The sequence below is a fragment of the Paenibacillus solisilvae genome, from assembly GCF_042656405.1.
GTDB classification, from domain to species: Bacteria; Bacillota; Bacilli; order Paenibacillales; family Paenibacillaceae; genus Paenibacillus_Z; species Paenibacillus_Z solisilvae.
On record NZ_JBHSOW010000092.1, the window covers coordinates 94,541 to 119,006 of the forward strand.

Sequence of the window (24,466 nt, forward strand, 5' to 3'; positions counted from 1 at the left end):
TACTCCATCTTATGTAATGGCAACTTGGATTATTGACTATTTTTAAGCTTGTATGAAGAATTTCCGTTTAGAATTTAAAGTCGGGCTTTTATTTGCTTTAAAATACGAATAGGCTGCCCATTCGCCTCGTGAAAGACGAACGGACAGCCTCAATTTACCGCATTTCGCATATCCTTATGTTAAGGTTACTACGTCACAGGAACCATTGGTTCAAAATAACCGCAAAAGCAGCTCCGCTGACGACCGCCCCTGCAAAGCTGTACCAGCCGGCACGAACCTTGAGCTGGAACATTCTCAGAACCCCTAAGCTTAACAGTGAGAATATGAGCAAAATAAAAATCGCACCGGTTATGAATAACCCTGCGGATATGGCACTGACATCTACAAGCGTCAAGATAAACACTCCCCTATGCAAGTCTTTACATGCATTATAAGCGATTAGCTCCGCTCATATCCAGCACGGACAGTCCACAAACACGGACAAATTCGTGACATTTCCATGTCCAATCGCTGCGCTTCTGTCTATTTCAAGTGAATAACAGCCTCATAGCCGCGTTTGCGGGGGACTCTCTTCCTCAGCTTGATGCTTAGCACGATGCCATCATAACGAGCCACGCAAGAACGTGCCACGACAAGCTTTGGCAGCTTAATCGTCTCGTCTTTCCCGCCCTTAAGACCGGACAGCTTCAGCCGATCTTCGCGAACCAACAGACTTATCTCTGTGAGATCAGCATCTTCTCCGAGCGGATAGGTAACTGTGATAAACCGTTTTGTCTCCGCGATATCCGCTTTGGAATTTCCGAATACTGAAGCGGCGGCAGGCATTGCTTTGGTCATCAGTTTTCGAACATAATCACTGACCCAATCCTGCTGAGAAAATACGTCAAACCCCTTAGGCAGCTGCTGATACTCCATCCATTTCTCCAATTCGTCCCATTGGGAAGCCATCAACCTAACCTCCGCTTCCATACTGTTATTCATATCCTATGCGGAAGAAAGCTGGGCGGACACATCTTGAACCCTGCTCCTCTCGTTCATCGCTAAAAAGGGAACCTCTGGGCGAATGCCGCATAAGATGTAACATCAGCCTTGCGCACAATCAGGAAGGAGCAGATCCATATGCCTGCAATCGTCGGATTCGTCAAAATCATCAGCGTCGGCACAAGTTCCATCGTCCAGTTCGGAGATGCCGTTCAAATGTCGCCGCAAAGCACCTCCAAGACATATGCCGGCTCAGGTTCTTTTCTGACCGGCAGTTTAACGAATTCTAATAATGCGGTCAGTGCAACAAACACGAATGATCCAGATGTCGTAGACAGCTCAACGAGTGAAATAGGCAGCGGGGTGAACGTGTGATGAATGTAACCGTTCATCAGCAAATCACGATTCACCAGCTCCGGGTGAACAGCGTAACGAATTCAGCTGTGCTGCAGGTCGGCACTGCCGGGTCCATCCGCTCTCTCTCTCAGTTATATAATACCGGCGAATTCAAGGAAGCGGCGCCTCAGCTTGGCGAAGAGAACCCCCTCGCCTTTGTACCGCTGCCTAATCCAGTCTAAGAATGGAGGTGTCCTGCCTTGCAGCAACAAGACAGCAGCCCCATGACACCGTGGCAAATGTGGATGTCACTCTCTCAGCGGATACATCAGCAGCACTGTAGGCTGGAAGAGCAGCAATTGATCATAAATCGGCTGATCAAGCAGGTAACCGATTTGACCGAGCGGATGAAGGCTTCAGAGTCCAGACCGCTCTATCACATCGACAGCCTCTCCTATCATTTTGACCAATTGAAGGTAGAGAAGCTCGACGGGACTCTTAACATCGGCATGACACCTCCAAGCGAAGAAACAGTTAAGGAAATCGGTCAACTGGTAATGCCGGGACCGTCCGAAACAAAGGTTCACAATCCACCGCCGGTAGCGCCGCTTCAACAAAATGGAACCAATAATAATCAGCAAACAAGCGCTCCTAATGTGTTTCCTACCCCAACTTCAAACCCTGCGCTTTCTCCAGACGCCGCTAACTTAAGACCTCCCTATCCGGAGATCAGAGGAGAAGTGGATTTTTATTTGAATAAAGAGGCACCAGCAAGACTTATTCACCTTGAGTCTGAATTTGGCGTGTCGCTCGATCCATATCACAGGCAATTAATTATTGAGGACATCCGCAAGCAGATCAGTTCTCGGATTCAGTATTATATCCACTCCTCAATACCAAATGGCGCAAGCAATCAAGAAGCGCTTCAGGTCAACGAGCTCCGGCAAATCAAGTCGGATGTCTGGACGAAGACGACTCGCGATATTGATCACGCGCTTCGAGCCTACTTGTCAAGATTGCAATCAAATTCAAGTCAAGCCTAATCACTCAAATCTCCTGGGCGAGTATGCGCTCTTAAGGAACCTAACCCGCTCCGCCCGGACACCATACTCTGACTAAGGAGAAGAAGCATCCATGATGAATTTAACAGTTATTAATCACTCCCTCGCCGTCGGCAGTATCCAAATGACTGCTGTGGCAAGCGCCTCCGTCCTGCAGATCGGGGACACGGAACAGATCACTCTTTACTCGATGTTCGATACACCGCCTGAATCGGTCATCGTAGGCCCTTTAGCGCCTCTGGGAGCGCCGGAGAATGCACAGCAGGCTGAAGGAGAAGATAATGCTCCAGGGCGCAGCTGACTTCAAGGTGCGCGTCTCAGAGCTCGGCAGTTTAGAAATCATAAGTATAGCAGGCTCTTCGATCGTCCAGCTTGGTGACCGTGCCGAGCTGAACGCTTCTGTCCGCGGACTGTCTGTGCAGCGTGAAATCAATCATGAAGATGCAGGCGATGCTTACTTTGAATCCTATTCTATCTTTGACAAGCCGCTGCCTGCATTCCCGGCTCCCTCCTCGGAAGACGACTACCTGTTTATGCGCAAGCAAAATAAGAACCAACGCATCAGCGTCGGCTGCATATATGTGATTGCCGTAAGCAGCGCCGCTTCCATATTGATCGGAAACGGAATGAAAACCACTGCTGAATCCCGAATTAAGCATATCCGCCAGTTTGCCGAGTATTCATCTCCAACCCCCTGACATCAGCTGGGCATCTGTCAGGCAAGGCACACGAACAGCTCTTCTGCCGCTGCTTCAAGCTGGGCGAATGCTCAATTACGGATGTACCCCGTACAAACGTCCAATCGAAATAGGTTCTCCATCATACATTAACAGTGTGATATCAAACATCACTAATAACCACTCAGGAGGAATGCACAAGTGGGATACATGCAAGGTGTAGGTGGAGTAGGTACAGGTTGCGGTCAAGTCGGCGGAGTCGGCTACGGCCCTGGTGTTCTGTGTACTGGCATAGGCGTAATTCTTGTACTCTATATTCTTTTAGTCATCGTTCTACGTGCTGGTGTTTTCTAAGCTAACGAACGAACCTATAAAGAACGCAATGACGGTCGTGTCCGTGGGCACGGCCGTTTTTGTTTTTAAGGATGCATGATGCAGATAGCGAACAATGCAAATTGATCCAATCGTACATATAGAATTTCAATACATATATTCATAAGTCAAGCAAAAGGATATTAACCTTCTCTACCGAACCTGTATAGAAGCAGCCTAAACCAAATGAAAGCGGGGTAATGAAGATGAATCCTGTGAGTCAGCCCTCACAATCCTACCAAACGCATAAACGGTTTGACCCCCTGTATCATTATGTCCTGACTCTTCTCACCGCAGGCGTCCTGGCACTTACTTTGATCCAGCTTATCCAAGCAATCCGCAGCGACGCCCCCTTGAGACAGCCCGTAATTTCATTCCTGCTTGCATTGATTGCCGTCATCATCTTCATCCGGCTTCGCGGTTATGCGACCAAAGTGCAGGATCGGGCCATTGCCGCAGAGGAACAGCTTCGCTATTATGTGTTATCCGGCAAACGGTTCGATGACAAGCTCACAATCAAACAAATTCTTGCGCTGCGCTTTGCGTCAGATGAGGAATACCTTCCTCTGGCAGAACGGGCGGCCAAGGAACAGCTGACACCCGATCAAATCAAACAAGCGATAACATCCTGGCGTCCCGATCATTACCGCGTATAACTCCGCCAATCATAAAAAAGGCCGCTTTCCGCCTCATCGTTCGATAAACGACGAAGGCTAAAAGCAGCCTTTTTTGTGCTTATTTCTCTAATAAAGCAAGTTTCGCATATTTGTCCGCATAACGCGTCACGCTTTGCACGAATGTCGCATGAGACCATGTCAGCGGAGCAACAGACAGAGGCGTTCCGTCTACAGGGTTCAACTGCTCCGGCAGCACCCCGCTTGAGAGTGCATGCTCCTCCACCCATTGCAGCGCTTGCTTCGGCTCTGCAAGATCCGCCAGGCTGGCAGCTGATTCTATTTGGAAATTAGCAATCCACAGCGTACAGATAATCCAAGGGTTACCCGGAACATTCTCAATATCACCAGATTGCTGAAAATAATAATCGTTTGTATATCTGGCAACTCCGCCAACACCCGTACGAATTGTCAATCCTTCCTTAATCGCATTCATCGTGCGAATGACACGGCTGTCGTCAACTGGAAGAACGCCAAACTCCCAGATGCCAAACAGACTGCTCTCGAGCGTCATATCTTTCACCCAGCGGTTATCCTTCTGGATAAGTCCGCGGGCAAACCGTCCGGATTCTTCATCCCAGAGATGGTCGAGCATCCCTTCTTTAATAGCGGCTGCCGTTTTCCTAAAATGATCGCTGCGTTCGTAATCACCGAACAGCTCCGTGAAATAAGCGCTGGCCATTAGGCCGCCATACACCGATGCGACCGTATAGGTCCAGATGCCGTAACGCTCCTCCCACAAATCATAGCTCGGCTTAGGAAGGGATAAGCTGTGCTCCATATACTGACTCAAAAAGGCAGCGCCTTTGCGAATCAGGTTATTATAGAGTGATTGCGGAAGTTCAATCACTTGATGCCGGGTGTAATCCTTCCAGAGCGCAAACAGCACGAGCGCCGTCTCATCCTCTTGAATGGGGAGCCTGCGGCTCCCCTGAACGATGTACGGATGCCAACTGGAGCCGACCGTCCCATCAGGATTGTATTTATGAAACAGATAGCCGTCGGGCGAAAGGGTCTGTGCGCAGAATTGGAAAAATGGCGAAATGACGCTCTGAAAGCCCGCAGCGGACATTGCATCAGCAATAAGCGCACCATCACGGGGCCACATATAGCTGTAATGATCCCGGTTATACTGCAGGATATCCGTGTCGTTAGCAGCTACAATAGCGCCCCTCTCGTCGGTCTGCGTACGTACAATCAATAGACTTAACCTGAACATACGCGCCACTTCTGGCGTTAAGTCCCCGAGGTCATTCTCCGCGCGGTGGAGCCAATGCTTCCAGTAAATAACGATCCGGCTTAGCAGCTTTTCCGGGTGGCTCTCCTGCACATATTGGTTGAGCTCCTTTACCTCCTCGAGGTCTTTGCCGATGGACATCCAATAATAGATCGTTTTCTCCCCGCCTGCCGGAACGACAGTTCTGAAGCTGATCGTACTGTCAACAGACCCCTGCGCGATGGAATTCCCCATCAAGCTGCCATCTTCCGCATCCCGCCACGTACCTTCTGCGGATTGGAACCTTTTAATGCCTGTCGTATACTGCATCATACCGCCCTCATCCGAGAAGCCGTTAAACATAAAGTAAGAGGAGCGCTTGTAATGATACAGCGTATGGTTATCCGGATAATATGCAGCCGTATCACCGACCTCAGAACCGTCAATCATCAGATCCTGATGAAAGAACAACCGGCATTCACGGGACTCCGCCGACAGATTGCGGATCACGACGCGCTTGATATAGATGCTCTCCCGTTGATGAATGCCATCGTTGATGTGCAGCTCTACAGCAAGCCTCTCATTCTTGGCGATAATATTCGTAACGAGAGAACCCTCGATATACCCAAGTTCAAATTTCCACTCCGGTTCCTCAAGCCAGGAGAATTGCCCCGCCACCCAAATACCGAACCTGCAGTATTGCCCACCTACATGATTGAGCTGGCCGACAAACGGATAATAAATATCACGAATGTAACAATTCCGGTCAAGATTCAGAAGAATTTTGCCGTTACCGATTACGAGATGACGGGCCATGGTTTGGTCTCCTTTCGTTTGGACAGAATGTCGGAATAGAGGGCTTGATAGGATTTCGCCGATTTGATCCAGCTGACATCATCTTTAGCTCCGTTCACCAAAATTTTCTGCCAAGTCGTTTCATCGCGATACATCGACACCGCTCTTTGAACCGTGTACAGCAGATCATGCGCATTGTAGTTCGTGAAGCTGAAACCATTGCCTTCTCCCGAAAATTCGTTATAGGAAGTCACGGTATCCCTTAAGCCCCCCGTTTCTCTCACTATAGGAACCGACCGATAGCGAAGCGCGATCAACTGGCTCAATCCACAGGGTTCAAACTGTGAAGGCATGAGATACATGTCGCTTCCGGCATAAATTCTTCGGGCCAGCCCGTCGTTAAATCCAAACCAGGCTGCGACCTTGGTCGGCTGCTTAGCGGCAGCTCGGCGAAACAGCTGTTCATAATGCCAATCTCCGGAGCCCAGAACGACTAACTGGACCTCTTCTTGCAAAATCTGTTCCAGAACAGCCTCGACTAAATCGAAGCCCTTCTGATCAACCAAACGCGACACGACACCAATCAGCGGTACCTGCTCGGACTGCTCTAACCCCAGTTCCCGCTGCAGGGCAAGCTTGTTTTTGCGTTTCCGGGGAATCGATCCGCGGTAAGGCACTTCGAGCGACGGATCATTCATCGGATCGAAGGATGAAGTGTCGATACCATTGACGATGCCTACCAAGTCATTGGACCGATAGCGCAGCAGCCCTTCCAGCTTCTCGCCGTAAGTCTCCGTCTGAATTTCCTCGGCGTAGGTGGGACTTACGGTCGTCAGCTTGTCCGCGTAGAGCAGTCCGCCTTTCATACAGCTTCCGGCTCCGTAAAATTCAATCCCCTCTGAACCAAATAACTCATCGCCGGAATTCAGCAAATCCTTCAGCAGCTCTTTGCCAAATACGCCTTGGTACCGCAAATTATGTATCGTGTACACGGTTGCGATATCACGAGTGGCAGGTTCATGCAGATAGCGGGTCTTGAGCAGAAACGGGATCAGCCCGGTTTGCCAATCATGGCAGTGTATGATATCGGGACGAAAGTCCATGTGAAACAATGCTTCAGTTACAGCAATGCAAAAGAAAACAAACCGCTCCGCATCATCGCCGTACCCATATAAACCGCCGCGTTTGAAATAAAACTCGTTATCAATTAAGTAATAAACGACGCCTTCTATTTCGGCTTTCAGCAAACCGCAATATTGTTCCCTCCAGCCCAGCCGGACATTAAATGTCGCAATCGTCTCAAACTGGCTGGTCATTTCTTCAGGAATGGCCCCGTACTTCGGAAGAATAACACGCACGTCCGCACCGCGCCCCTGCAGCGCTTTGGGTAAAGATCCGACGACATCAGCGAGCCCCCCCGTCTTCACGAGCGGCACAGCCTCAGATGCAGCAAATAACAGTTTCATGGTTTCACCTCTATGATCTGTCTCATATCTCTCTCGCTCCGCTAACCCTCTTGGTTCTAAATCACTTTGCGTTTCATCGCCAGAAACGGCGAAACTTCAGCACCCCTGAGCTCGCGCCCTCGCTCAATGGTCACGTCTTTATCGAGAATAACGTGGTTAATATTGCTGTTCTCACTAATGATCCCATTCTGCATGACGATACTATTGCGGACGACAGCGCCCTTTTGAACATGCACACCACGAAATAAAATACTATTGATAACCGTGCCTTCTATGACGCAGCCATTGGCAATCAGCGAATTACTCGTCTTTGCACCCTCTGTATACCTTGCGGGCGGCTCATCTTTAACCTTCGTATAGATTGGACCCGGCTCGAAAAATAAATTTTTCCACACTTCGAGGCGAAGCAGCTGCATACTGTTCTGGTAGTAGCTCGATACCGTATTAACGATCCCCAGATACCCTTTAAACATATGACTCTGAATATGAAGTTTATCCACCCTTGACATAATCGCATGGCGAACGAGATGATCCTGGCCTTGGGCAAGCGAGGTCTCCACCAGCTCAAGCAGCAAATCCTTGCGCATCAGATACATTTCCATTGACACCAGATCACTCTGCATTCCTCCGTAATGATCCTGAAACGTAATAATTCTCCCCTTCTCATCCACCTGTACTTTACGCGCTCTGCCATCCATCAGATCTCTCTGGTTCTTGCAGACAACGGTAATATCCGCTCCGCTTGCTTTATGCTCCTCAACAATGGGATCAAAATCGATATTGCAAAGCATATGACTGCGGGTAATGATGACATACTCCATGGAGCTTCGGTTGAAGTAATCGCGGTGCTGGTAGAAGTGGAACAGATCCCCCCGGCGAACCTCATTCACATCATCCGTAATGGGAGGAAGCATGAAGAGCCCGCTTTGACGGTGATGGAGATCCCAGTGTTTTCCAGAACCAAGATGATCCATTAACGAACGATATTTGGTATGCGCGAATACCGCTACCTTCGAAATTCCGGAGTTAACCATACTTGATAGTGTAAAATCGATGAGGCGATAGCGGGCTCCGAATGGCACAGTCGCCAGGCATCGTCCAGCCGTGAGGGTTTCCATTTCATCGGATTCATGAATGAGATTGATAACGCCTAATACATTGGAATTCATGGCTGCTCTACCTCCTCCAGCGTTTGATTCGTTCCCACATATTCATCATTGCCAATGACGGTAATCCTTCCTTTGTTCGGGCTTCCTATAGTGACGCCGTCAGCTATAATCGTCCCTTCTCCGATGATTGCCCGGTAGATATGAACCCCTTTACCGATCTTCACATTCGGCATAATGACCGACTCATGGATCCGGCTGTCTGCATCGCAGTGCACGCCATAGAATAGAACGGAGCGCTGAACGAAGCCCTCTACGATACATCCCTCTGTAATCAGCGAATTTGATACATCCGCCCCTGCCGCCACATACTGCGCAGGACGATTCGGGTTGACGGAATAGATCCGCCAATTACGGTCATTGATATCCAGCGCAGGGGATTCAGCGAGTAAATCCATATTCGCTTCCCATAAACTCTCCAGCGTACCGACATCTTTCCAGTACCCTTCGAATGTATAAGCATTCAACTTCACGCCATCTTGAATCATGGCAGGAATAACATCTTTGCCAAAATCATTGCCCGACAACCGATTGGCTTCGTCCCGAATCAGATACTTCTGCAGGACTGGCCAAGAGAAGATGTAAACGCCCATAGAGGCCAAGTTGCTCGTCGGTACCTTCGGCTTCTCCTCGAAGGAGGTAACACGGCTATCATCGTCCACATGCATGATACCGAAGCGGCTCGCTTCCTTCCAATCGACCTCGATGCAGGCAATTGTCACATCTGCACCGCGCTGCTCATGGTCTTTGAGCATCAGCTCGTAATCCATTTTGTATATGTGGTCTCCGGATATAACAAGCACATAATCGGGGTCAAAGCGATCGATAAAGCCCATGTTCTGATAGATCGCATTAGCGGTCCCTTTATACCACATACCGCCTTTTTGCTTCATATACGGAGGCAGAATAGACATCCCTCCGTCGCGGCGGTCCAATCCCCAGGGACTGCCAATGCCCAAATAGGTGTTAAGCACGAGCGGCTGATATTGCGTCAGCACGCCAACAGTGTCGATGCCCGAATGAGCGCAGTTACTCAATGTAAAATCAATAATTCGGTATTTTCCGCCAAAATGAACGGCCGGCTTCGCTAAATCTTTAGTAAGTACACCAAGCCTTTTCCCTTCACCGCCGGCAAGAAGCATAGCCACCATTCTTTTTCTGCCCATGGACACTCTCTCCTTTTTAACCGCAGCAGTCGCTGCTGCAGCAAGTCATACCATGATCCTTGATCGTTCAATGAGTAGCGTGAATAAGTTCCCCTTGCACATAAGTAAGCAATTGAAAGGACAGAGGAGGGACAAGAATGCTCATGCTGCATGCCCTTCCATGCCATGGGGTATCACGGCTGTACAGCATCTCGGTAGCATGTTCGATTTCACCGCCAAAAACTGTAAGCGCGCTATGCATAACAACCCGGTAAGAGCCAGGTTCGGGGACACCGATCGTATAGTGTGGATATTCATGAATTGAGAAATTACAAATGGAGATAGTGATTTCATTACTGTCGTGGCCGCGTCTCATGAAGACAACGACGGATTGAGCGGCATTATGAACATCGATCCACTCGAAACCGCCTGGGTCGCAATCCCGCTCCCATAGAGCTCCATGCTGGTTATAAACAAGGTTTAACGTCTGCACATAGTGGTGCATCCGTTCATGCTTGTAATAGTCAAGGAGCTGCCAATCGAGCGATTCGCCGTCTTTCCATTCGTCGAATTGACCCCATTCACTGCCCATGAAGAGGAGCTTCTTACCTGGATGCGTCATCCAGAAGCCGTAAAATAACCGAAGCTGAGCGAATTTCTGATCATAATTGCCTGACATCTTATTGAGGAGAGAACGTTTCCCGTGCACAACCTCGTCATGAGAAAGCGGAAGTACGAAGTTCTCGGAGAAAGCATACATAAGCGAAAAAGTAATGAGGTTATGGTGATGCATCCGCTCTTGCGGCTCGAGTGCCATATAGCGGAGCATGTCGTTCATCCAGCCCATGTTCCACTTGTAATTAAAACCTAAACCACCCATATAGGTAGGTGACGTTACAGCTGGCCAAGAAGAGGAATCTTCAGCAATCATGAGGATATCGGGATAATAATGAAATACGGTTTCATTAAGCCGTTTAAGAAAACGAATAGCATCGGTGTTCTCCGTGCCGCCTAATTTATTATAAGTCCGAAGCTCGGGTGGTTTATCGAAGTGAAGGTCCAGCATGCTCGCTACCGCGTCGACACGCAGACCGTCTATATGGAATACGTCCATCCAATAGATGGCATTGGAGATAAGAAAGCTCTGAACCTCGGTAGAGCCAAAATCGAAGGCCAGAGTTCCCCAAAGCGGCTTCTCCGCACGCTTCAAATCCGTTCCTTCGTAGATGGGTGTTCCATCAAAAAGGCGTAAGCCGTGATCGTCCTTGCAAAAATGACCGGGAACCCAATCCAGAATGACTCCGATTCCGCGTTCATGACAGCGATCAATCAGATGCATCAATTGCTCCGGCGTGCCGTAGCGGCTCGTTGCCGAATAATAACCGGTTACCTGATAGCCCCAGGATTGATCCAGCGGATGCTCCGTTATAGGAAGAAGCTCGATATGGGTATATCCCATGTCAGCAGCATAATTAACCAGCTCGCCTGCGAATTCATCGTAAGTCCAGAAATTCTCTTTCCCTTTGTTGCGCCAAGAACCTAAGTGCACTTCATAAATCAGCATGGCCTCGTGATAGGAGCTGCCTTCCTGCTTGCGCTGCTGCCACTCTGCATCCCGCCACTGATATTTGTTAAGATCTGCTACGACAGATCCCGTGCTTGGGCGTCTTTCCGATTGAAAAGCGTAAGGATCCGACTTCATAAGCCGTTTGCCTTCTTTGGTTTGAATTTCATACTTATAAACCGTGCCTGTACCGATTCCAGCTATGAATAAACTCCAAATGCCGGTTTCTCCGACACATTCCATCGCATGACCTGCCCCATTCCAACCGTTAAAGGAGCCGACGACGCATACCAAAGCCGCATGGGGAGCCCAAACTGCGAAACGAACACCTTGCTCATCTCCTAGGCGAATGGGGTGCGCGCCGAGCGTCCGATAACTATGGAATAAATCCCCTTTGTTGAACAAATACAAATCGCGCGTGGACAAGCCAATTGATGCAGCATTTACCATTTGTGGCATGCACCTCCTTATAACGATAGCTGTTTGTGAAGTAAATGTTAAGTTATATAACATGGATGCGCGATTTTTCTTTAATTATACACCGCCGTTTCAAAGTTGGCACTCTATTTTCAGAAAATAATGAGTGCTGCTTCTAGGCAAATAACGGTCACTTTCAGACTGCTTATCTTTTTAGGCATTACTTTATGTTTATTACCCCTGATCGTTATCTTTTAATCGCCTTTGCAGGTCTTAAATTCGGTACTGCATCCGATATTCACGCGGCCTGAGGCCTGTATGCTTATAAAATGTTCTCACAAAAAATGGAAATGACCCAAAACCTGAATCCTCCGCTATTTTACCGATCGGATCATTCGTGTACATGAGCATAAGCTTCGCTTGTTCAATCCGGTATTTGGTTACATACTCCAGAGGTGTACAGCCGTATACCTGCTTCATGCACTTCGAGATGTAATTCGGATGAAAATGAATGTCCTCCCCAAGCCGGGCATAGGAGATAACGCTGCGGAACCGATCCCGCAGATAGGAAGCCGCCCGTTCGGCGACCGTAATTTGAGGAGCCAATTCCCGCTCTCTCCGTTCATTCTTCAGCTTCATCAGCAGCTCCTGAAACAGCACCTGCTGCTCCCATTTTGAAACTGCCGAAGAATGCAGGTTCAGCAGTTCAATTCGCTGAATCAAGCCGCAGCAGCTCTCCGGATCATCGAGAGTAGAATAACGCGGTATGTAAATTGAGAATCCTTCTATCTGCACATAAGGCGATGGCAGTGTAGAAATTAATCTCATAGCATCATGACCTTCCGGATCCTCGCTTGCCGGAGATGCCTCCGCTGCCCGGATCTGCTCATTGGCAGGAATGTACAGGTCCTCGCCCATTTCTTGAAAGCTGCTGTCCAGCACTTCCATCCATTGACCAAGCGCTTGAAAATGGATCCAATGAAAATGAGTCTGCTCTTTGCAAGATCGGGTAGAGTAATGAAATTGGTCCGGACGCAGCAGCAGACATTGTCCTGCTCCGACAATCCATTGACGCTCCCCTTCTCCAAGATACAACTCTCCGCATGTCACAAAAAGCAAATCAAACACGCCGATTTTATTCCTCGCGGCATGGGAGCCGCCTTCGAAATAGGTATCTTGCCCGCTAATTACGATATGCGGAAGCGGCGGCGCAGTAAATTTGAATGTCGACATTCACAGCAGGTCCCTTCTTATAGCTTCATCTTCCTCTCATCATAATGGATAAGTTATGTATAATCAAAAGCAGCTTCTCCTTTATCCGTAAGATCGGGGATTGCCGTGCTGTAAGGAGGTTGTGATCGGACAATTATAGAGTCAGAACAGATATAGAAAATCAGTCTGCCCCATGATAAAGTTACGCTATTGAATCGGATTCATTTCAAAGGAGTGTAACTCGTGAGAACATTAAACCCTGCATCAAGCAAACTGGTAAAAACCGCATTCGACGCCCTTCCACTAGGTGCAATTAAACCAGCTGGCTGGCTCAAAGACCAACTGCTCATTCAAGCGAGCGGTTTCTCCGGACATCTCGATGAGCATTGGGAGGATGTTGGTCCCCGCAACGGCTGGATCGGCGGAGATGGCGAAAGCTGGGAACGCGGTCCTTACTATATCGATGGTCTTCTGCCGCTCGCGTATCTTTTGGAAGACGAGGCCTTAATAGCAAAAGCAAATAAATGGGTGGAATGGAGCCTGAACAGCCAGCAGGAAAACGGTCAGTTCGGTCCAGTCGACTTAAAAACGATCAATGTTGAAATTACGAAGAAGCATGATTGGTGGCATTACATGATTATGCTCAAGGTCATGACCCAGTTTGCTGAAGTAACCGGGGATGAGCGGGTTGAGCCGTTCATGACGAAATTCTTCCGCTACGTTCATCAAACGATCGAACAGCAGCCGCTTGTTGAATGGGCAGAAGCCCGCGGAGCGGAAATGATGCTCTGTATCTTCTGGCTGTACAAGCGGACCGGTGATCAGTTCTTGCTCGAGCTTGCTGCTATTGTAGCGAAGCAAACAACCGATTGGACAGGGTTGTTCACTGATTTTCCATTCTGGAATAAAGTGGATCACTGGGATCACCGTTCACATGTCGTTAACGTGGCGATGGGCATCAAAACGCCAGGCACCCTGTTTGAGTTTACCGGCGATGAGAAGGAACGCGATGCCGTCTACAGGGGAATTCGCAGCCTGATGACTTATCATGGACAGGCTCATGGGATGTTCTCCGGGGATGAATGGCTGTCGGGTACGAATCCAAGTCAAGGCGTCGAAACATGTGCCGTCGTGGAGTATATGTTTTCACTTGAGAACCTAGTACGAATTTTTGGAGATGGCTATTTCGGGGATATATTGGAGAAGGTCACTTTCAACGCGCTGCCGGCTCCGATTTCCGCCGATTGGACTTCACGCCAGTACGACCAGCAAGTCAACCAGGTTGCCTGTAATATCGCTCACCGTAACTGGTCGAACAATGATGAAGCGAATTTATTCGGATTTGATGCCAACTTCGGCTGCTGCACAGCGAATATGCACCAGGGCTGGCCAAAGTTCGTCTCCCATTTGTGGATGTCGCACGATAACGGTCTTGCTGCAGTCGCTTATGCGCCGAATGTGGTTACTACGGTTGTCGGGGCAGGAACGAAAGCTGAATTGACAGTAGAAACCGATTATCCTTTCCGCGATACCATTGCTATTAAAGTAAGCTTGGACAAGACAGACCGATTCCCAATTTCCCTTCGCATTCCAGCGTGGTGCGGCGCGCCGTCAATTTCGGTCAATGCCGAGACCCTTGCAGTTAGGGATGAGAATCAATTTGCCACACTCGTCCGGGAATGGAAAGATGGAGATGTCATCTTGCTGGCACTGCCTATGGAGGCCAAACTGGTGAACCGAAATAATGGCTCTGCAAGCGTGGAGCAAGGTCCTCTGGTCTATGTGCTTCCGATCGAAGAAAACTGGCAGCTGATTAAAGAACGAGAGAAATTCAGCGATTGGGAGCTGTTCCCAGCCTCCCAATGGAAATATGGAATCGCTGATGGGACCGCATTCGAGACAATCACAGCAGACGTTCCGGCTCAACCTTTCAAAGCTGCTGACTCCCCTGTCCGGTTGAAGGTAAAAGGCAAATTCGTCCGCAATTGGCGCATGAAGGGTGAGAATGCCGATATTCCTCCTCTAAATCCTGCAGCGGATGGGGATGAACTGGAGCTCGTTCTCGTCCCTTACGGCAGCGCGAAGCTTCGCATCGGCGAATTCCCTGTCATCCGCAGCAAATAACCGGCCTTGAGAAGCATTGCTCATTTTGAATGGGTAATGCTTCTTTTTCATTTCTTGAAGAAGCTGTCTTGAGTGTGAGCTTGTTTTCTGGTCCCAGCCCAGCAGCTTCCCTTGACTTGCCCCTTGCTTAATCGCTAAAATATGGGATGTACGCTATTAATCGGAGGTGCTTTATGTTACCATTCACGTTTCAAAACCCGACCAAAATTTTGTTCGGTGAAGGCATGGTCAGCCGCCTTGGCGAGCAAGTCCGTTCCTTCGGCTCTACCATATTGCTTGTGTACGGTTCCGGAAGCATCAAGAAATCCGGCCTGTATGACCAAGTTTTAGAACAGTTAAAATCGATTGATGCCCGTGTTGTCGAACTTTCCGGTATTGAGCCGAATCCAAGATTAACGTCTGTATATAAAGGTATTGAGCTGTGCCGCAGCGAGAAGGTTGACTTTATTCTGGCTGTAGGCGGAGGCAGTGTACTCGATGCAGCCAAAGCGATTGCGGCTGGCGCTCTCTATGAGGGAGACGTATGGGACTTCTGTATACATAAAGCTGTTATTCAACAGGCAATTCCGCTGGGAACGATCCTTACTCTCTCTGCAACAGGCTCAGAAATGAACGGAAATGCCGTTATCAGCAACTGGGAGCTGAAACAAAAGCGCGCGTTCGGCAGTCCCCACGTATACCCTGCTTTCTCCATCTTGGATCCGACTTTGACGTACTCTGTGCCACGCAATCAGACCGTTAACGGTGCTGTGGATATCATGTCGCATGTTTTCGAACAATATTTCAGCAGAACAACAGATACGCCGCTCCAAGAGAGATTATGTGAGTCCATTCTTCAAACCGTCATTGAAAATACACCTATCGCAATTGAGCAGCCCGATAATTACGAGGCGCGCGCTAATCTGATGTGGTGCGGCACACTTGCCCTTAACGGCGGACTGATCAGCGCAGGCATGCAGAATGACTGGGCATCCCACGGTATCGAGCATGAAATCAGCGCCATCTACGACATCCCGCATGGCGCAGGATTATCGATTGTGTTCCCGAATTGGATGAAATATGTCTACAAAGAACGAATCGACCGTTTCGCACAGTTCGCAGAGCGGGTATGGGGTATTAAGCGGGATTCGCGGTCTGACGAAGAAGTTGCACTTGCCGGCATTGAAGCGACTCGAGCTTTCTTCACAAGCATCGGCGCTCAAGCCCGTTTGGCCGAGTTCGAGATTGATCGTGAACATATTGATGAGATGGCTAAGGAAGCTGTGCTTTTTGGACCTCTCGGTTCCTTCAAGAAGCTTGAACAGACCGATGTCAGGCAGATTTTAGAGATGAGCCTGTAAGATTACCAGCACTCACTTTGAGAGGAGAGCTAGTATGACTAACTCCATTTCAGACAGCACGAAGCTGTACAACGGAATACAGATGCCTTGGCTTGGGCTTGGCGTATACCAAATCCCTGACGGTAAGACTGTAGAGCAAGCCGTTTGTTCTGCTGTTTCAACCGGATATCGCAGCATAGATACGGCCGCTGCCTATCGGAATGAGACTGGAGTAGGTCAAGGAATACGAAACTGCGGGATTGCACGTAAGGAACTGTTCGTTACGACGAAGGTGTGGAATTCGGATCAAGGTTATAATTCGACACTCTCAGCCTTTGAAGCGAGCCGTAAGAAGCTGAATCTGGATTACATCGACTTGTATTTGATTCATTGGCCGGTCCAAGGTAAGTATAAGGAAACGTGGAAGGCCCTTGAGAAGCTGTACATGGATGGATCCGTCCGTGCAATTGGAGTTTGTAATTTTAACATCCATCATCTGGATGATCTGATTCGGCAGGCCAATGTGATCCCGATGGTGAATCAGGTGGAATATCATCCGCTGCTTGTGCAGCAGAGGCTTCATGCTTATTGCGAGTCGAAACAGATTCAGCTGGAAGCATGGAGTCCGCTTATGCAAGGGCGGCTTGATGAACCGGTTTTGCTCGAAATCGCGGCCAACTATGGCAAATCGCCTGCACAGGTGGTGCTCCGCTGGGATTTGCAAAATCAAGTTGTCACGATTCCGAAATCAACCAATCCGAAGCGAATTGAGGAAAACGCCGCTATTTTTGATTTCAATTTGTCCTCAGCGGATATGGAACGGTTAAACGGACTAAACCGCAGCGTCCGTTTCGGGCCGGATCCGGACAATTTTAATTTCTAATACAGAATGCAGCAAAGGAGCTCTCCCTTCGTCATGAAGAGAGAGCTCCTTTGCTACACTAGCGAAATTATTGAAGTTCCTTGAGATTGTAGAACTCACCCTTGCGGGCGATCAGCTCATCGAAGGTGCCCACCTCAGCTATACGGCCTCGCTTCATGACTACGATGCGGTCCGCATCTCTAATGGTCGACAGGCGGTGAGCAACGATAAATGTGGTTCGGCCTTTAATGAGCTCCTGCATCGCCTTCTGCACATGAAACTCAGAGGCATTATCAAGTGCGGAAGTAGCCTCGTCAAGGATGATCACTTTCGGATCACGGATAAGCGCACGCGCGATGGCAATCCGCTGACGCTGACCGCCGGAGAGCTTGCCGCCATGTTCGCCGACCATCGTTTCCAGCCCATTGGGGAGGCGTTCAATTAATTCCTCCAGATTAGCCATTTGAACGGCTTTACGAATTTGCTGCTCTGTAATATCGGGCAGACCATAGGTAATGTTCTCTCTTATGGTCCCGGAAAATAAAATATTCGTCTGCGGAACAACTGACAGGAATCTGCGGTATTCGCGCAAATCGACCTCAGCCAAATTGACGCCGTCGACACAAACCTTGCCGCCAGTCGGATCAAGGAAGCCAATGACCAGATTCAGAATCGTCGATTTACCTGCACCTGACTCCCCGACAAAAGCTATACACTCGCCCGCTTTCACCTCAAGCGATACTTCCTCCAGCACATGATGCTCATTGCCAGGGTAGATAAGCTGTACATTCTGGAAGGAAAAATCACCGCGAATTTCACTCAGCTTCAGTTTCCCTTGATTATGCTCAATTTCTTTGGAGCGTAAAATTTCAGTAATGGAATGAATCGATTCGAAGCCTTTCGCCATATTCGGATAAACGGTAATCAATCCGGAGACTGAGCCCAGGATCATCCCGAAGAATCCTTGATACATGACGATATTCCCGACAGGAATCTTCCCTTGAAAAGCAAGAAAGGCGGTAAACATCAAGCAAAGAACCTGGAAAAACTGAAAGGTTACCCAATTGGAAGCCCCGAAGTAGGCTTCAACGATATCTAGGCGCTGGCCTTTGCCCTGCAGTGTGCGAAGCGAATCGTCCATCCGCTCAATTTCAACATTCTCAAGGCCATGTGCTCTTGTGACCGGAATCATTTCTACCATTTCAGACATGATGGATGACATCTGTTCAATTTGTTTGCGGAATTCCTTGTTGGTCTTGCGGATTTTTTTGCGGAATACGGTAACTAGGGCAATCGAGGCCGGAATGGTAACAACAAAGAACGATGATACCGTCCAGCTGTTCATCGCTGTAAGGACGATCGCTACGATAATATTGATAATCGCTGGAAACAGGGATAACATCAGCTGTTTGGACAGCTGCTCAACCGCCTCGACATCACGGATGACTTTGGCCTGCAGACGGCCTGCTTGAAGATCCCGGTGATACGTGATGGATAATTGCTGCAGCTTGCGAACAAGCGAGCTTCGTATTCCTGCTTCGACATGGCGGATCGCTTTGCTCATGAATGAAATATACCAGGTATGAGTAGGAATATTTTGCAGAATAATGACTGAAATAACAGCAAAGTTAATCCATAAGTCCCTTGTGGCATGCGTGCCGGGATTGCTGGCAATATTGATGATATTAGAGGTTACAATCGGTAATACATACACCGGCGCACTCTTAATGATAAGGAAAAATAAAGACAGGGATAAATTCATAAAATTACCGCGGTACAGCGAAATCAGAAATTTGATTGCGCTCTTCTCTTCACTGCTTGATGCTTGCGCAAACGTCTGATCATAATTTAATTTGTTTAAAGCATTTCTCTCTACTCTCTCCACGTTACAATCCCCAATCTTATGCTGTCGATTTAGCTCAAGTCTTCTTATATTAAGCGATACGGCATCCGCTTGTAAACACGCGTTTATTACATGAACTGGTCAAATATAGCTAAATAGCCCCGTGTGATGACAATTTCATGAACAAACAGCCCTCGAACGGCAAATAAAAAGGCAATCCAAGGATTGCAGGATCACCGATTCATCGCTTTAAGGCAAAACAGTTATTCTTCCACTTCATCGTTGTAAGACGATAAGTTTCTCGGCACCGAAGTTCCCGTATATCGTTTACGATACAGCAGAGGCGTTATGCCAATATGCTCAGAGAACGAACGGGAAAAATGCGGAGTCTGTTTGAAGCCGGTTTCATCCGCAATCCGCGAAATCGGCCAATTGGTTTTCATCAGCATAAGCTTAGCCTGATCCAGCCGATAGGACAACAGATATTGTTGAGGCGTGCAATCAAATACCTCCCCCATACAGCGTGCGATATAATTCGGGTGCAGCCCCAGCGCTTCTCCAAGCTTGCCATTCGTAACCGATGTGCGAAAATGAAGCTTTAGATAGGCTGCCGCTTCCTCTGCTACCGTGATTGGGGCTTTAGCCGCCTCATTGCGCCATCCCTCGTCGAACAGCTGAAGAAGATGGAGGAACCACTGCTGCCTCTGCCAAAAAGCATCATGGGACGTTCCCTGAGCCGCTTTATGCAGCTTGCTGAATAAAGAAATCGCTTCTTCCGGATAAGTAAACGTCATCATTTTTGGAATCCGAATAGCGTAGGAATAGTAATCTCCGCGAAGAGTTCCGCAGTTATTGCCGCCCAGCTCTTCCCAAGGTCCGGCAGTCTGGAAATGAACCCAATCGAATACGGTCTTTTCGGTACACGGTTTGATTGGATAATGCCACAGATCCGGCCGTAATATGAGCATTTGACCTGGACCAACCTCCCAGGAGTTTGACTCTTCTCCAACATAGAGTGTCCCGCTATGAACAAACAGGAGGTCGAACACGCCTATATTCCGGCGGTTAGGGTGCTCGCCACCTGGCATATACGTTTTACGATTTGATTCAATAAAATACGGCAATGGCGGCGATAAAAAAGTAAGTAACGGCTCGGACGACAAAACAAGGCCTCCCTGTTGATAATTACGGCTAAAGATGATGATTCATCTAGGTGCCCGTTTATTTTATCAAACAATTCATCAGGGAGATACCCTAAATTACCGCCACTGCGTCCATTATTCTTCTTCGTGAACATCATGAATTTGAAAGAAGGATAAAACTAAGTCTTGCGGATAATCGCCAAACGAGGAGCCAAACAAATTCAGCCCATTGCAATTTGCAGCATCTTCGGGGACCTCAATACGTATCCGGATCGGCTTATTATATTGTAGATTCAGATCGGATAGCGTTGTATCCGTCTGTCTTTCCTCGTTCACATAGCTGCCTTCCGGGGTCACTCTCCAGGTGGTTAACAGCCCGTATTCCGTCCCGCCTGACCACTTCGAGGAGGTCAGCTTGCCTTTACGGTCCCCAAAATCCGCAGGACTGGATAATTGGCCGATCCGGTGGTCATTGATAAACAACACGATATCCGAAGGCCATTCCGGATGAAACCCCGGCGCCTCCGAGCACAGCTCAGCACAGAATTGAAGTTCATCAAACACAACGCCAGGCGGCACCGGATTAGCAAAATAATACTCAACAAAGCCTGATCCGCCAAACCATAATAAAGCAGCTTCCGTTCGTTCAGGCATATAGAAAACACGTGGATCATCAACACAGCCAATGGCTGCCCCTTCTTTGTTCACCATTCCGCATGGAGGTCCTACGAAGCTATTCGAATACATTCCGATCGGCATATGGATCTCCTCTAATTTCTGAAGACCTTCGCCAAGCTTGGTAGGCAGCTCGAGCAAAATCGTACGGCAGGTAACCGAGCATATTTTCTCACGGTTCGCACCAAGCGTCGAGGTGACGAGCTCCGCATGCTCAAGCAATTGAATATTAATCGTTATTGTAGGCTGCGCTACACCCAGCTTGGCGGCAAGCTGTGAAATACTCATCGACTGTTCTCCGAGCGCCTCCAAAATCCGAAGCCGAAGGTCACCCGATAATGCCTTAGCAACATCAATGATACGTGAAGCTGGAAAACGCTGAACCTGTTCTTTAATGTCGCCCATGCATTCGTTCCTCTCCTAAACTGATATCTTCTAGTGTACCTTGGAAATGATTTATTGTAAAAACAATATATATATTGTTATAAGTATATACCTGTGCTAGTATCTTTTCTAGATACCGTTTTCATCCTGACTACCTATATGATTGGAGAGGTGTACAAGACAATGTCTGAATCCATTACAATCAAAGCAGCAACCTCGATCCCCCGTCCGGAATACCCGCGTCCAGATTGGCAGCGCAGCGAATGGGAGAATTTGAATGGCGACTGGTCCTTTCAATTCGATTCCGAAGATCGCGGCCGTTCAGAGAACTGGTCTCAGCCTGCAGCGAGTTTCTCTTCTACGATCATCGTTCCCTTCTCCTGGTCCAGCCCTTTGTCTGGGATTGGCATGGATGAGAAAGGCATTGCTTGGTACAGCCGGAAATCCAGCTGGAAGCCTGCGAACTCAAAAGATCGCGTCATTCTGCGGTTCGGAGCAGTCGACTATGATTCCGAGGTTTGGGTAAACGGCACGGCAATCGGTACTCACAGCGGCGGTTACGGCAATTTCGAATTCGATGTCACACAGGTTTGGAACCGTTCCGCTGAGAACACCATTACGGTTCGCACAGAGGATTTGGACCTTGGCCATCAAGGTCGCGGCAAACAGGGCTACGGTGAAACCAGAGGGATATGGCAGCCGGTATGGCTGGAGGCTCGTCCGCAGAACTATGTGAGCGACGCCCGGTTTATTACAAAGCTGGATGGCACTATTCAAGTTACCGCGAACATTACAGCCGGTGCTGCCGGTCAAGCGAAGCTTGCCTTTTCTTTTGCCAATAACTCGGTTGCTCATCAGGAAGATCTTGAATTAACAGAAGGTCATAATACGATCGCAACGACGTTCACTGCAGCGGATCCGCAGCATTGGAGCCCGGATTCCCCTCATTTGTATGAAGGTGAAATTATTCTGAGCAGCTCCGCTGGCGAAGATCGCGTGCAAACGTATTTTGGTATCAGAGAGATCGGTACCGCTCTAATTGACGGCCGTAACTATCGCTGGATTACGCTGAACGGGAAACCTGTTTATTTGAATGGAACACTGGATCAATCCTTCCATCCCACCGGATATTTCACTTATCCGGCCGATGAGGATATGCAGAATGAAATCTTCCTGCTAAAGCGTCTTGGACTTAACTTTGTCCGGATCCATATTAAGCCTGAAGAACCACGAAAGCTCTATTGGGCAGATAAACTGGGCATGCTCGTGATGGAGGATATGCCTTGCTTCTGGGGTAATCCTGATGAACAAGCCCGCCTCTCTTATGAAAGTGAAGCTCGTGAGATCTTCAATCGCGATTATAATCATCCATCCATATTCTCATGGATTATGTTTAATGAAACATGGGGCTTAAAGACCAACAGCAAAGCAGCCAGCTTAACCGGCGATGCTGGGGCAACGAATCATTATCTCCCGGACACTCAGGAATGGGTACGCAGTATGTACCACTGGGCTAAGAAAGAAGATCCGACACGGATCATTGAAGATAACTCCCCTTGCAATTATGACCATGTGGAATCCGATATCAACACTTGGCATTTCTACTTGAACGGTTATGAGAATTTGCGCAAGCATGTTACGGAAGTCGTTGAGAAAACATTCGTCGGCTCAACCTTCAACTACATCGGCGGCAATCAACAATCCGATGCGCCGCTAATGAACAGTGAGTGCGGTGCGGTATGGGGGGTTGAAGGAAGTGCAGGCGACAGCGACCTCGCTTGGCACTACCGTTACATGATGAATGAATTCCGCCGTCATGATAAAATGTGCGGTTTCGTCTTTACGGAATTCAAAGACGTTGTGAATGAATGGAACGGCTATTACCGGATTGATGGAACGGATAAGCTATTCGGTTATGAAGCTTTTGTTCCGGGAATGTCGATTGCTGACCTCCACTCCGCAGACTTCATTGTCATCGACGCAGCACCGTGTGAAACGGTTGATGCAGGCAAAGCCGTTAGTGTGGCCCTGCTCAGCTCCAGCTTCTCTGATCAATACCATGGTCAATCCTTGACACTGAGCTGGGAGTTGTCCTACGACAACCTGGGTGTGCGTGTTACTGCTGATTCCGGTTGTACTCAGCTGGAGTGGAACGGCTATGGCGTGAAAGCTATCGCCCCTATTGCAGCCAAGATGCCTAATCAGGATGCAGTCGCTGTTCTTGGTGTGCAGCTGTCCACGGCAGACGGTAAAGTCATCACCCGCAACTTCATTACGTATGACGTAAGAAGCGGCGATGCGAATAATAAGTATGATGCAGAAGGCATTTGGATCAGCGTTCCGGTCGCTTCCTTCTCAACCCGTGAGTGGCCATACAGCTGGAATGCGCTGCAGAATCAGAAGGTAAGCGGCGGTGATAGCGGAAGCTTCACTTATGATATTACCCTTCCGGATACAGACGAAGCTGCATTCATCGGTGATGTTGACATCATCTTCGAAGCAAGCGCCAAGCGCCTGCTGGTTAAAGACAGAGAACATCTGTCTCAGAAACAGCATGATATCTCGTATATGCATGGTTTGAAGACCGATCCGGAGATTAACCTCAATACGTATTACATGACGGATAGTGTCCGCTACGAATCCAATATTCGGATTCTGATCGACGGACAGCAGATAGAAGCTGCGCTGCTGCCGGATGATCCTGCAGATAGCCGAGGTGTATTGTCCTGGCATTACCAGCCAGTCGATAACAAACTGGATGAAGCGGGTTCATATGGATATTTAGTTAAGGTGCGCGTTCCAAGCGCTGTTGTTGCGAAGCTGAATCAAACGCGTCAATTCAAGCTGCAGCTTGAAGCATTAGACGGCGGACTAGCTTTATATGGCCGCAATGCGGGTCGTTACCCGATTGATCTGCTGATTCGTTACCAATAAGCAGCACGCCGTTTCTCACATCGCCAGAATAAATGTAAGCCCCGCTCCCTCCGCAGACATTAGCTGCGGGAAGCGGGGCTTTTCGAATTTGGTCAAAACCG

General features: G+C 48.7%; 21 protein-coding genes. 10 read left to right on the top strand and 11 right to left on the bottom strand.

Going from position 1 to position 24,466, the window contains the following annotated elements; genetic code table 11:
• Positions 1–193: 193 nt before the first annotated feature.
• Positions 194–403 carry a hypothetical protein gene (locus ACFPYJ_RS24230; protein WP_379190801.1) on the bottom strand — a complete coding sequence of 70 codons (210 nt, stop codon included), beginning with the start codon at positions 401–403 and terminating at the stop codon, positions 194–196.
• Positions 404–522: 119 nt separating this feature from the next.
• Positions 523–948, bottom strand: coding sequence for an Hsp20/alpha crystallin family protein (locus ACFPYJ_RS24235; protein ID WP_379190802.1), 426 nt, complete (start codon positions 946–948; stop codon positions 523–525).
• Between the two features lie 171 nt (positions 949–1,119).
• Here ACFPYJ_RS24235 and ACFPYJ_RS24240 point away from each other — a divergent pair, with 171 nt between their 5' ends.
• From ACFPYJ_RS24240 to ACFPYJ_RS24265, 6 genes are all read left to right on the top strand, one after another.
• A complete protein-coding gene (locus ACFPYJ_RS24240; protein ID WP_379190803.1) occupies positions 1,120–1,356 on the top strand; it encodes a spore germination protein in 237 nt (78 codons plus the stop codon).
• Positions 1,356–1,559 (top strand): spore germination protein GerPB, encoded by a 204-nt coding sequence (locus ACFPYJ_RS24245; RefSeq protein WP_379190804.1) that lies wholly within the window; start codon positions 1,356–1,358, stop codon positions 1,557–1,559. Before ACFPYJ_RS24240 ends, ACFPYJ_RS24245 begins: the two co-directional genes overlap by 1 nt.
• A gap of 18 nt (positions 1,560–1,577) precedes the next feature.
• Entirely contained in the window at positions 1,578–2,360 is a 783-nt protein-coding gene (gene gerPC, locus ACFPYJ_RS24250) for a spore germination protein GerPC (protein WP_379190805.1), read from the top strand.
• Positions 2,361–2,454: 94 nt separating this feature from the next.
• The gene (locus ACFPYJ_RS24255) at positions 2,455–2,679 is read left to right on the top strand and encodes a spore gernimation protein GerPD (RefSeq protein ID WP_379190881.1); all 225 of its coding nucleotides are present in this window, start codon (positions 2,455–2,457) and stop codon (positions 2,677–2,679) included.
• Positions 2,633–3,076: a spore germination protein GerPE gene (locus tag ACFPYJ_RS24260; RefSeq protein ID WP_379190806.1), complete on the top strand. Its 444-nt coding sequence runs from the start codon at positions 2,633–2,635 to the stop codon at positions 3,074–3,076. The genes ACFPYJ_RS24255 and ACFPYJ_RS24260 overlap by 47 nt, the downstream gene beginning before the upstream one ends.
• Before the next feature lie 557 nt (positions 3,077–3,633).
• Positions 3,634–4,083 (top strand): DUF6526 family protein, encoded by a 450-nt coding sequence (locus ACFPYJ_RS24265; RefSeq protein ID WP_379190807.1) that lies wholly within the window; start codon positions 3,634–3,636, stop codon positions 4,081–4,083.
• A gap of 79 nt (positions 4,084–4,162) precedes the next feature.
• Here ACFPYJ_RS24265 and ACFPYJ_RS24270 read toward each other — a convergent pair whose 3' ends face one another.
• The 6 genes from ACFPYJ_RS24270 to ACFPYJ_RS24295 all read right to left on the bottom strand — a co-directional run bounded on the left by ACFPYJ_RS24270 (position 4,163) and on the right by ACFPYJ_RS24295 (position 13,103).
• Positions 4,163–6,133, bottom strand: a complete 1,971-nt coding sequence (locus ACFPYJ_RS24270; RefSeq protein WP_379190808.1) for a glycoside hydrolase family 15 protein — start codon at positions 6,131–6,133, stop codon at positions 4,163–4,165.
• Complete coding sequence (gene glgA, locus ACFPYJ_RS24275; protein ID WP_379190809.1) at positions 6,115–7,578, bottom strand: glycogen synthase GlgA; 1,464 nt, start codon at positions 7,576–7,578, stop codon at positions 6,115–6,117. Before glgA ends, ACFPYJ_RS24270 begins: the two co-directional genes overlap by 19 nt.
• A gap of 56 nt (positions 7,579–7,634) precedes the next feature.
• Positions 7,635–8,747, bottom strand: coding sequence for a glucose-1-phosphate adenylyltransferase subunit GlgD (glgD, locus tag ACFPYJ_RS24280; protein WP_379190810.1), 1,113 nt, complete (start codon positions 8,745–8,747; stop codon positions 7,635–7,637).
• Entirely contained in the window at positions 8,744–9,910 is a 1,167-nt protein-coding gene (locus tag ACFPYJ_RS24285) for a glucose-1-phosphate adenylyltransferase (protein WP_379190811.1), read from the bottom strand. Before ACFPYJ_RS24285 ends, glgD begins: the two co-directional genes overlap by 4 nt.
• 67 nt (positions 9,911–9,977) lie before the next feature.
• Positions 9,978–11,903 carry a 1,4-alpha-glucan branching protein GlgB gene (glgB, locus tag ACFPYJ_RS24290; RefSeq protein ID WP_379190812.1) on the bottom strand — a complete coding sequence of 642 codons (1,926 nt, stop codon included), beginning with the start codon at positions 11,901–11,903 and terminating at the stop codon, positions 9,978–9,980.
• Positions 11,904–12,143: 240 nt separating this feature from the next.
• On the bottom strand, positions 12,144–13,103 hold the full coding sequence (locus ACFPYJ_RS24295) for a helix-turn-helix transcriptional regulator (protein ID WP_379190813.1): 960 nt from the start codon (positions 13,101–13,103) through the stop codon (positions 12,144–12,146).
• A 222-nt stretch (positions 13,104–13,325) separates the two neighbouring features.
• Here ACFPYJ_RS24295 and ACFPYJ_RS24300 point away from each other — a divergent pair, with 222 nt between their 5' ends.
• The 3 genes from ACFPYJ_RS24300 to ACFPYJ_RS24310 all read left to right on the top strand — a co-directional run bounded on the left by ACFPYJ_RS24300 (position 13,326) and on the right by ACFPYJ_RS24310 (position 17,408).
• Positions 13,326–15,206, top strand: a complete 1,881-nt coding sequence (locus ACFPYJ_RS24300) for a beta-L-arabinofuranosidase domain-containing protein (RefSeq protein ID WP_379190814.1) — start codon at positions 13,326–13,328, stop codon at positions 15,204–15,206.
• 173 nt (positions 15,207–15,379) lie between these two features.
• Positions 15,380–16,546 (top strand): iron-containing alcohol dehydrogenase, encoded by a 1,167-nt coding sequence (locus ACFPYJ_RS24305; protein WP_379190815.1) that lies wholly within the window; start codon positions 15,380–15,382, stop codon positions 16,544–16,546.
• Between the two features lie 34 nt (positions 16,547–16,580).
• The gene (locus ACFPYJ_RS24310; RefSeq protein WP_379190816.1) at positions 16,581–17,408 is read left to right on the top strand and encodes an aldo/keto reductase; all 828 of its coding nucleotides are present in this window, start codon (positions 16,581–16,583) and stop codon (positions 17,406–17,408) included.
• Positions 17,409–17,475: 67 nt separating this feature from the next.
• Here the strand turns inward: ACFPYJ_RS24310 and ACFPYJ_RS24315 are convergent, their stop codons facing one another.
• The 3 genes from ACFPYJ_RS24315 to ACFPYJ_RS24325 all read right to left on the bottom strand — a co-directional run bounded on the left by ACFPYJ_RS24315 (position 17,476) and on the right by ACFPYJ_RS24325 (position 21,452).
• Positions 17,476–19,272, bottom strand: coding sequence for an ABC transporter ATP-binding protein (locus tag ACFPYJ_RS24315; protein ID WP_379190817.1), 1,797 nt, complete (start codon positions 19,270–19,272; stop codon positions 17,476–17,478).
• Positions 19,273–19,493: 221 nt separating this feature from the next.
• A complete protein-coding gene (locus ACFPYJ_RS24320) occupies positions 19,494–20,393 on the bottom strand; it encodes an AraC family transcriptional regulator (protein ID WP_379190818.1) in 900 nt (299 codons plus the stop codon).
• Between the two features lie 114 nt (positions 20,394–20,507).
• On the bottom strand, positions 20,508–21,452 hold the full coding sequence (locus ACFPYJ_RS24325; protein WP_379190819.1) for an ArsR/SmtB family transcription factor: 945 nt from the start codon (positions 21,450–21,452) through the stop codon (positions 20,508–20,510).
• A 162-nt stretch (positions 21,453–21,614) separates the two neighbouring features.
• Here ACFPYJ_RS24325 and ACFPYJ_RS24330 point away from each other — a divergent pair, with 162 nt between their 5' ends.
• Positions 21,615–24,365 (top strand): glycoside hydrolase family 2 protein, encoded by a 2,751-nt coding sequence (locus ACFPYJ_RS24330; RefSeq protein ID WP_379190820.1) that lies wholly within the window; start codon positions 21,615–21,617, stop codon positions 24,363–24,365.
• Positions 24,366–24,466: the final 101 nt, after the last annotated feature.

Excerpts from the sequence above, each read along its gene's own strand:
- glgB (WP_379190812.1), bottom strand. The coding sequence starts at position 11,903 with ATGGTAAATGCTGCATCAATTGGCTTGTCCACGCGCGATTTGTATTTG.
- ACFPYJ_RS24305 (WP_379190815.1), top strand. The coding sequence starts at position 15,380 with ATGTTACCATTCACGTTTCAAAACCCGACCAAAATTTTGTTCGGTGAA.
- ACFPYJ_RS24325 (WP_379190819.1), bottom strand. The coding sequence starts at position 21,452 with ATGGGCGACATTAAAGAACAGGTTCAGCGTTTTCCAGCTTCACGTATC.
- glgD (WP_379190810.1), bottom strand. The coding sequence starts at position 8,747 with ATGAATTCCAATGTATTAGGCGTTATCAATCTCATTCATGAATCCGAT.
- ACFPYJ_RS24235 (WP_379190802.1), bottom strand. The coding sequence starts at position 948 with ATGGCTTCCCAATGGGACGAATTGGAGAAATGGATGGAGTATCAGCAG.
- ACFPYJ_RS24240 (WP_379190803.1), top strand. The coding sequence starts at position 1,120 with ATGCCTGCAATCGTCGGATTCGTCAAAATCATCAGCGTCGGCACAAGT.
- ACFPYJ_RS24330 (WP_379190820.1), top strand. The coding sequence starts at position 21,615 with ATGTCTGAATCCATTACAATCAAAGCAGCAACCTCGATCCCCCGTCCG.
- ACFPYJ_RS24255 (WP_379190881.1), top strand. The coding sequence starts at position 2,455 with ATGAATTTAACAGTTATTAATCACTCCCTCGCCGTCGGCAGTATCCAA.
- ACFPYJ_RS24245 (WP_379190804.1), top strand. The coding sequence starts at position 1,356 with ATGAATGTAACCGTTCATCAGCAAATCACGATTCACCAGCTCCGGGTG.
- ACFPYJ_RS24265 (WP_379190807.1), top strand. The coding sequence starts at position 3,634 with ATGAATCCTGTGAGTCAGCCCTCACAATCCTACCAAACGCATAAACGG.
- ACFPYJ_RS24285 (WP_379190811.1), bottom strand. The coding sequence starts at position 9,910 with ATGGGCAGAAAAAGAATGGTGGCTATGCTTCTTGCCGGCGGTGAAGGG.
- ACFPYJ_RS24260 (WP_379190806.1), top strand. The coding sequence starts at position 2,633 with ATGCACAGCAGGCTGAAGGAGAAGATAATGCTCCAGGGCGCAGCTGAC.
- ACFPYJ_RS24295 (WP_379190813.1), bottom strand. The coding sequence starts at position 13,103 with ATGTCGACATTCAAATTTACTGCGCCGCCGCTTCCGCATATCGTAATT.
- glgA (WP_379190809.1), bottom strand. The coding sequence starts at position 7,578 with ATGAAACTGTTATTTGCTGCATCTGAGGCTGTGCCGCTCGTGAAGACG.
- ACFPYJ_RS24310 (WP_379190816.1), top strand. The coding sequence starts at position 16,581 with ATGACTAACTCCATTTCAGACAGCACGAAGCTGTACAACGGAATACAG.
- ACFPYJ_RS24270 (WP_379190808.1), bottom strand. The coding sequence starts at position 6,133 with ATGGCCCGTCATCTCGTAATCGGTAACGGCAAAATTCTTCTGAATCTT.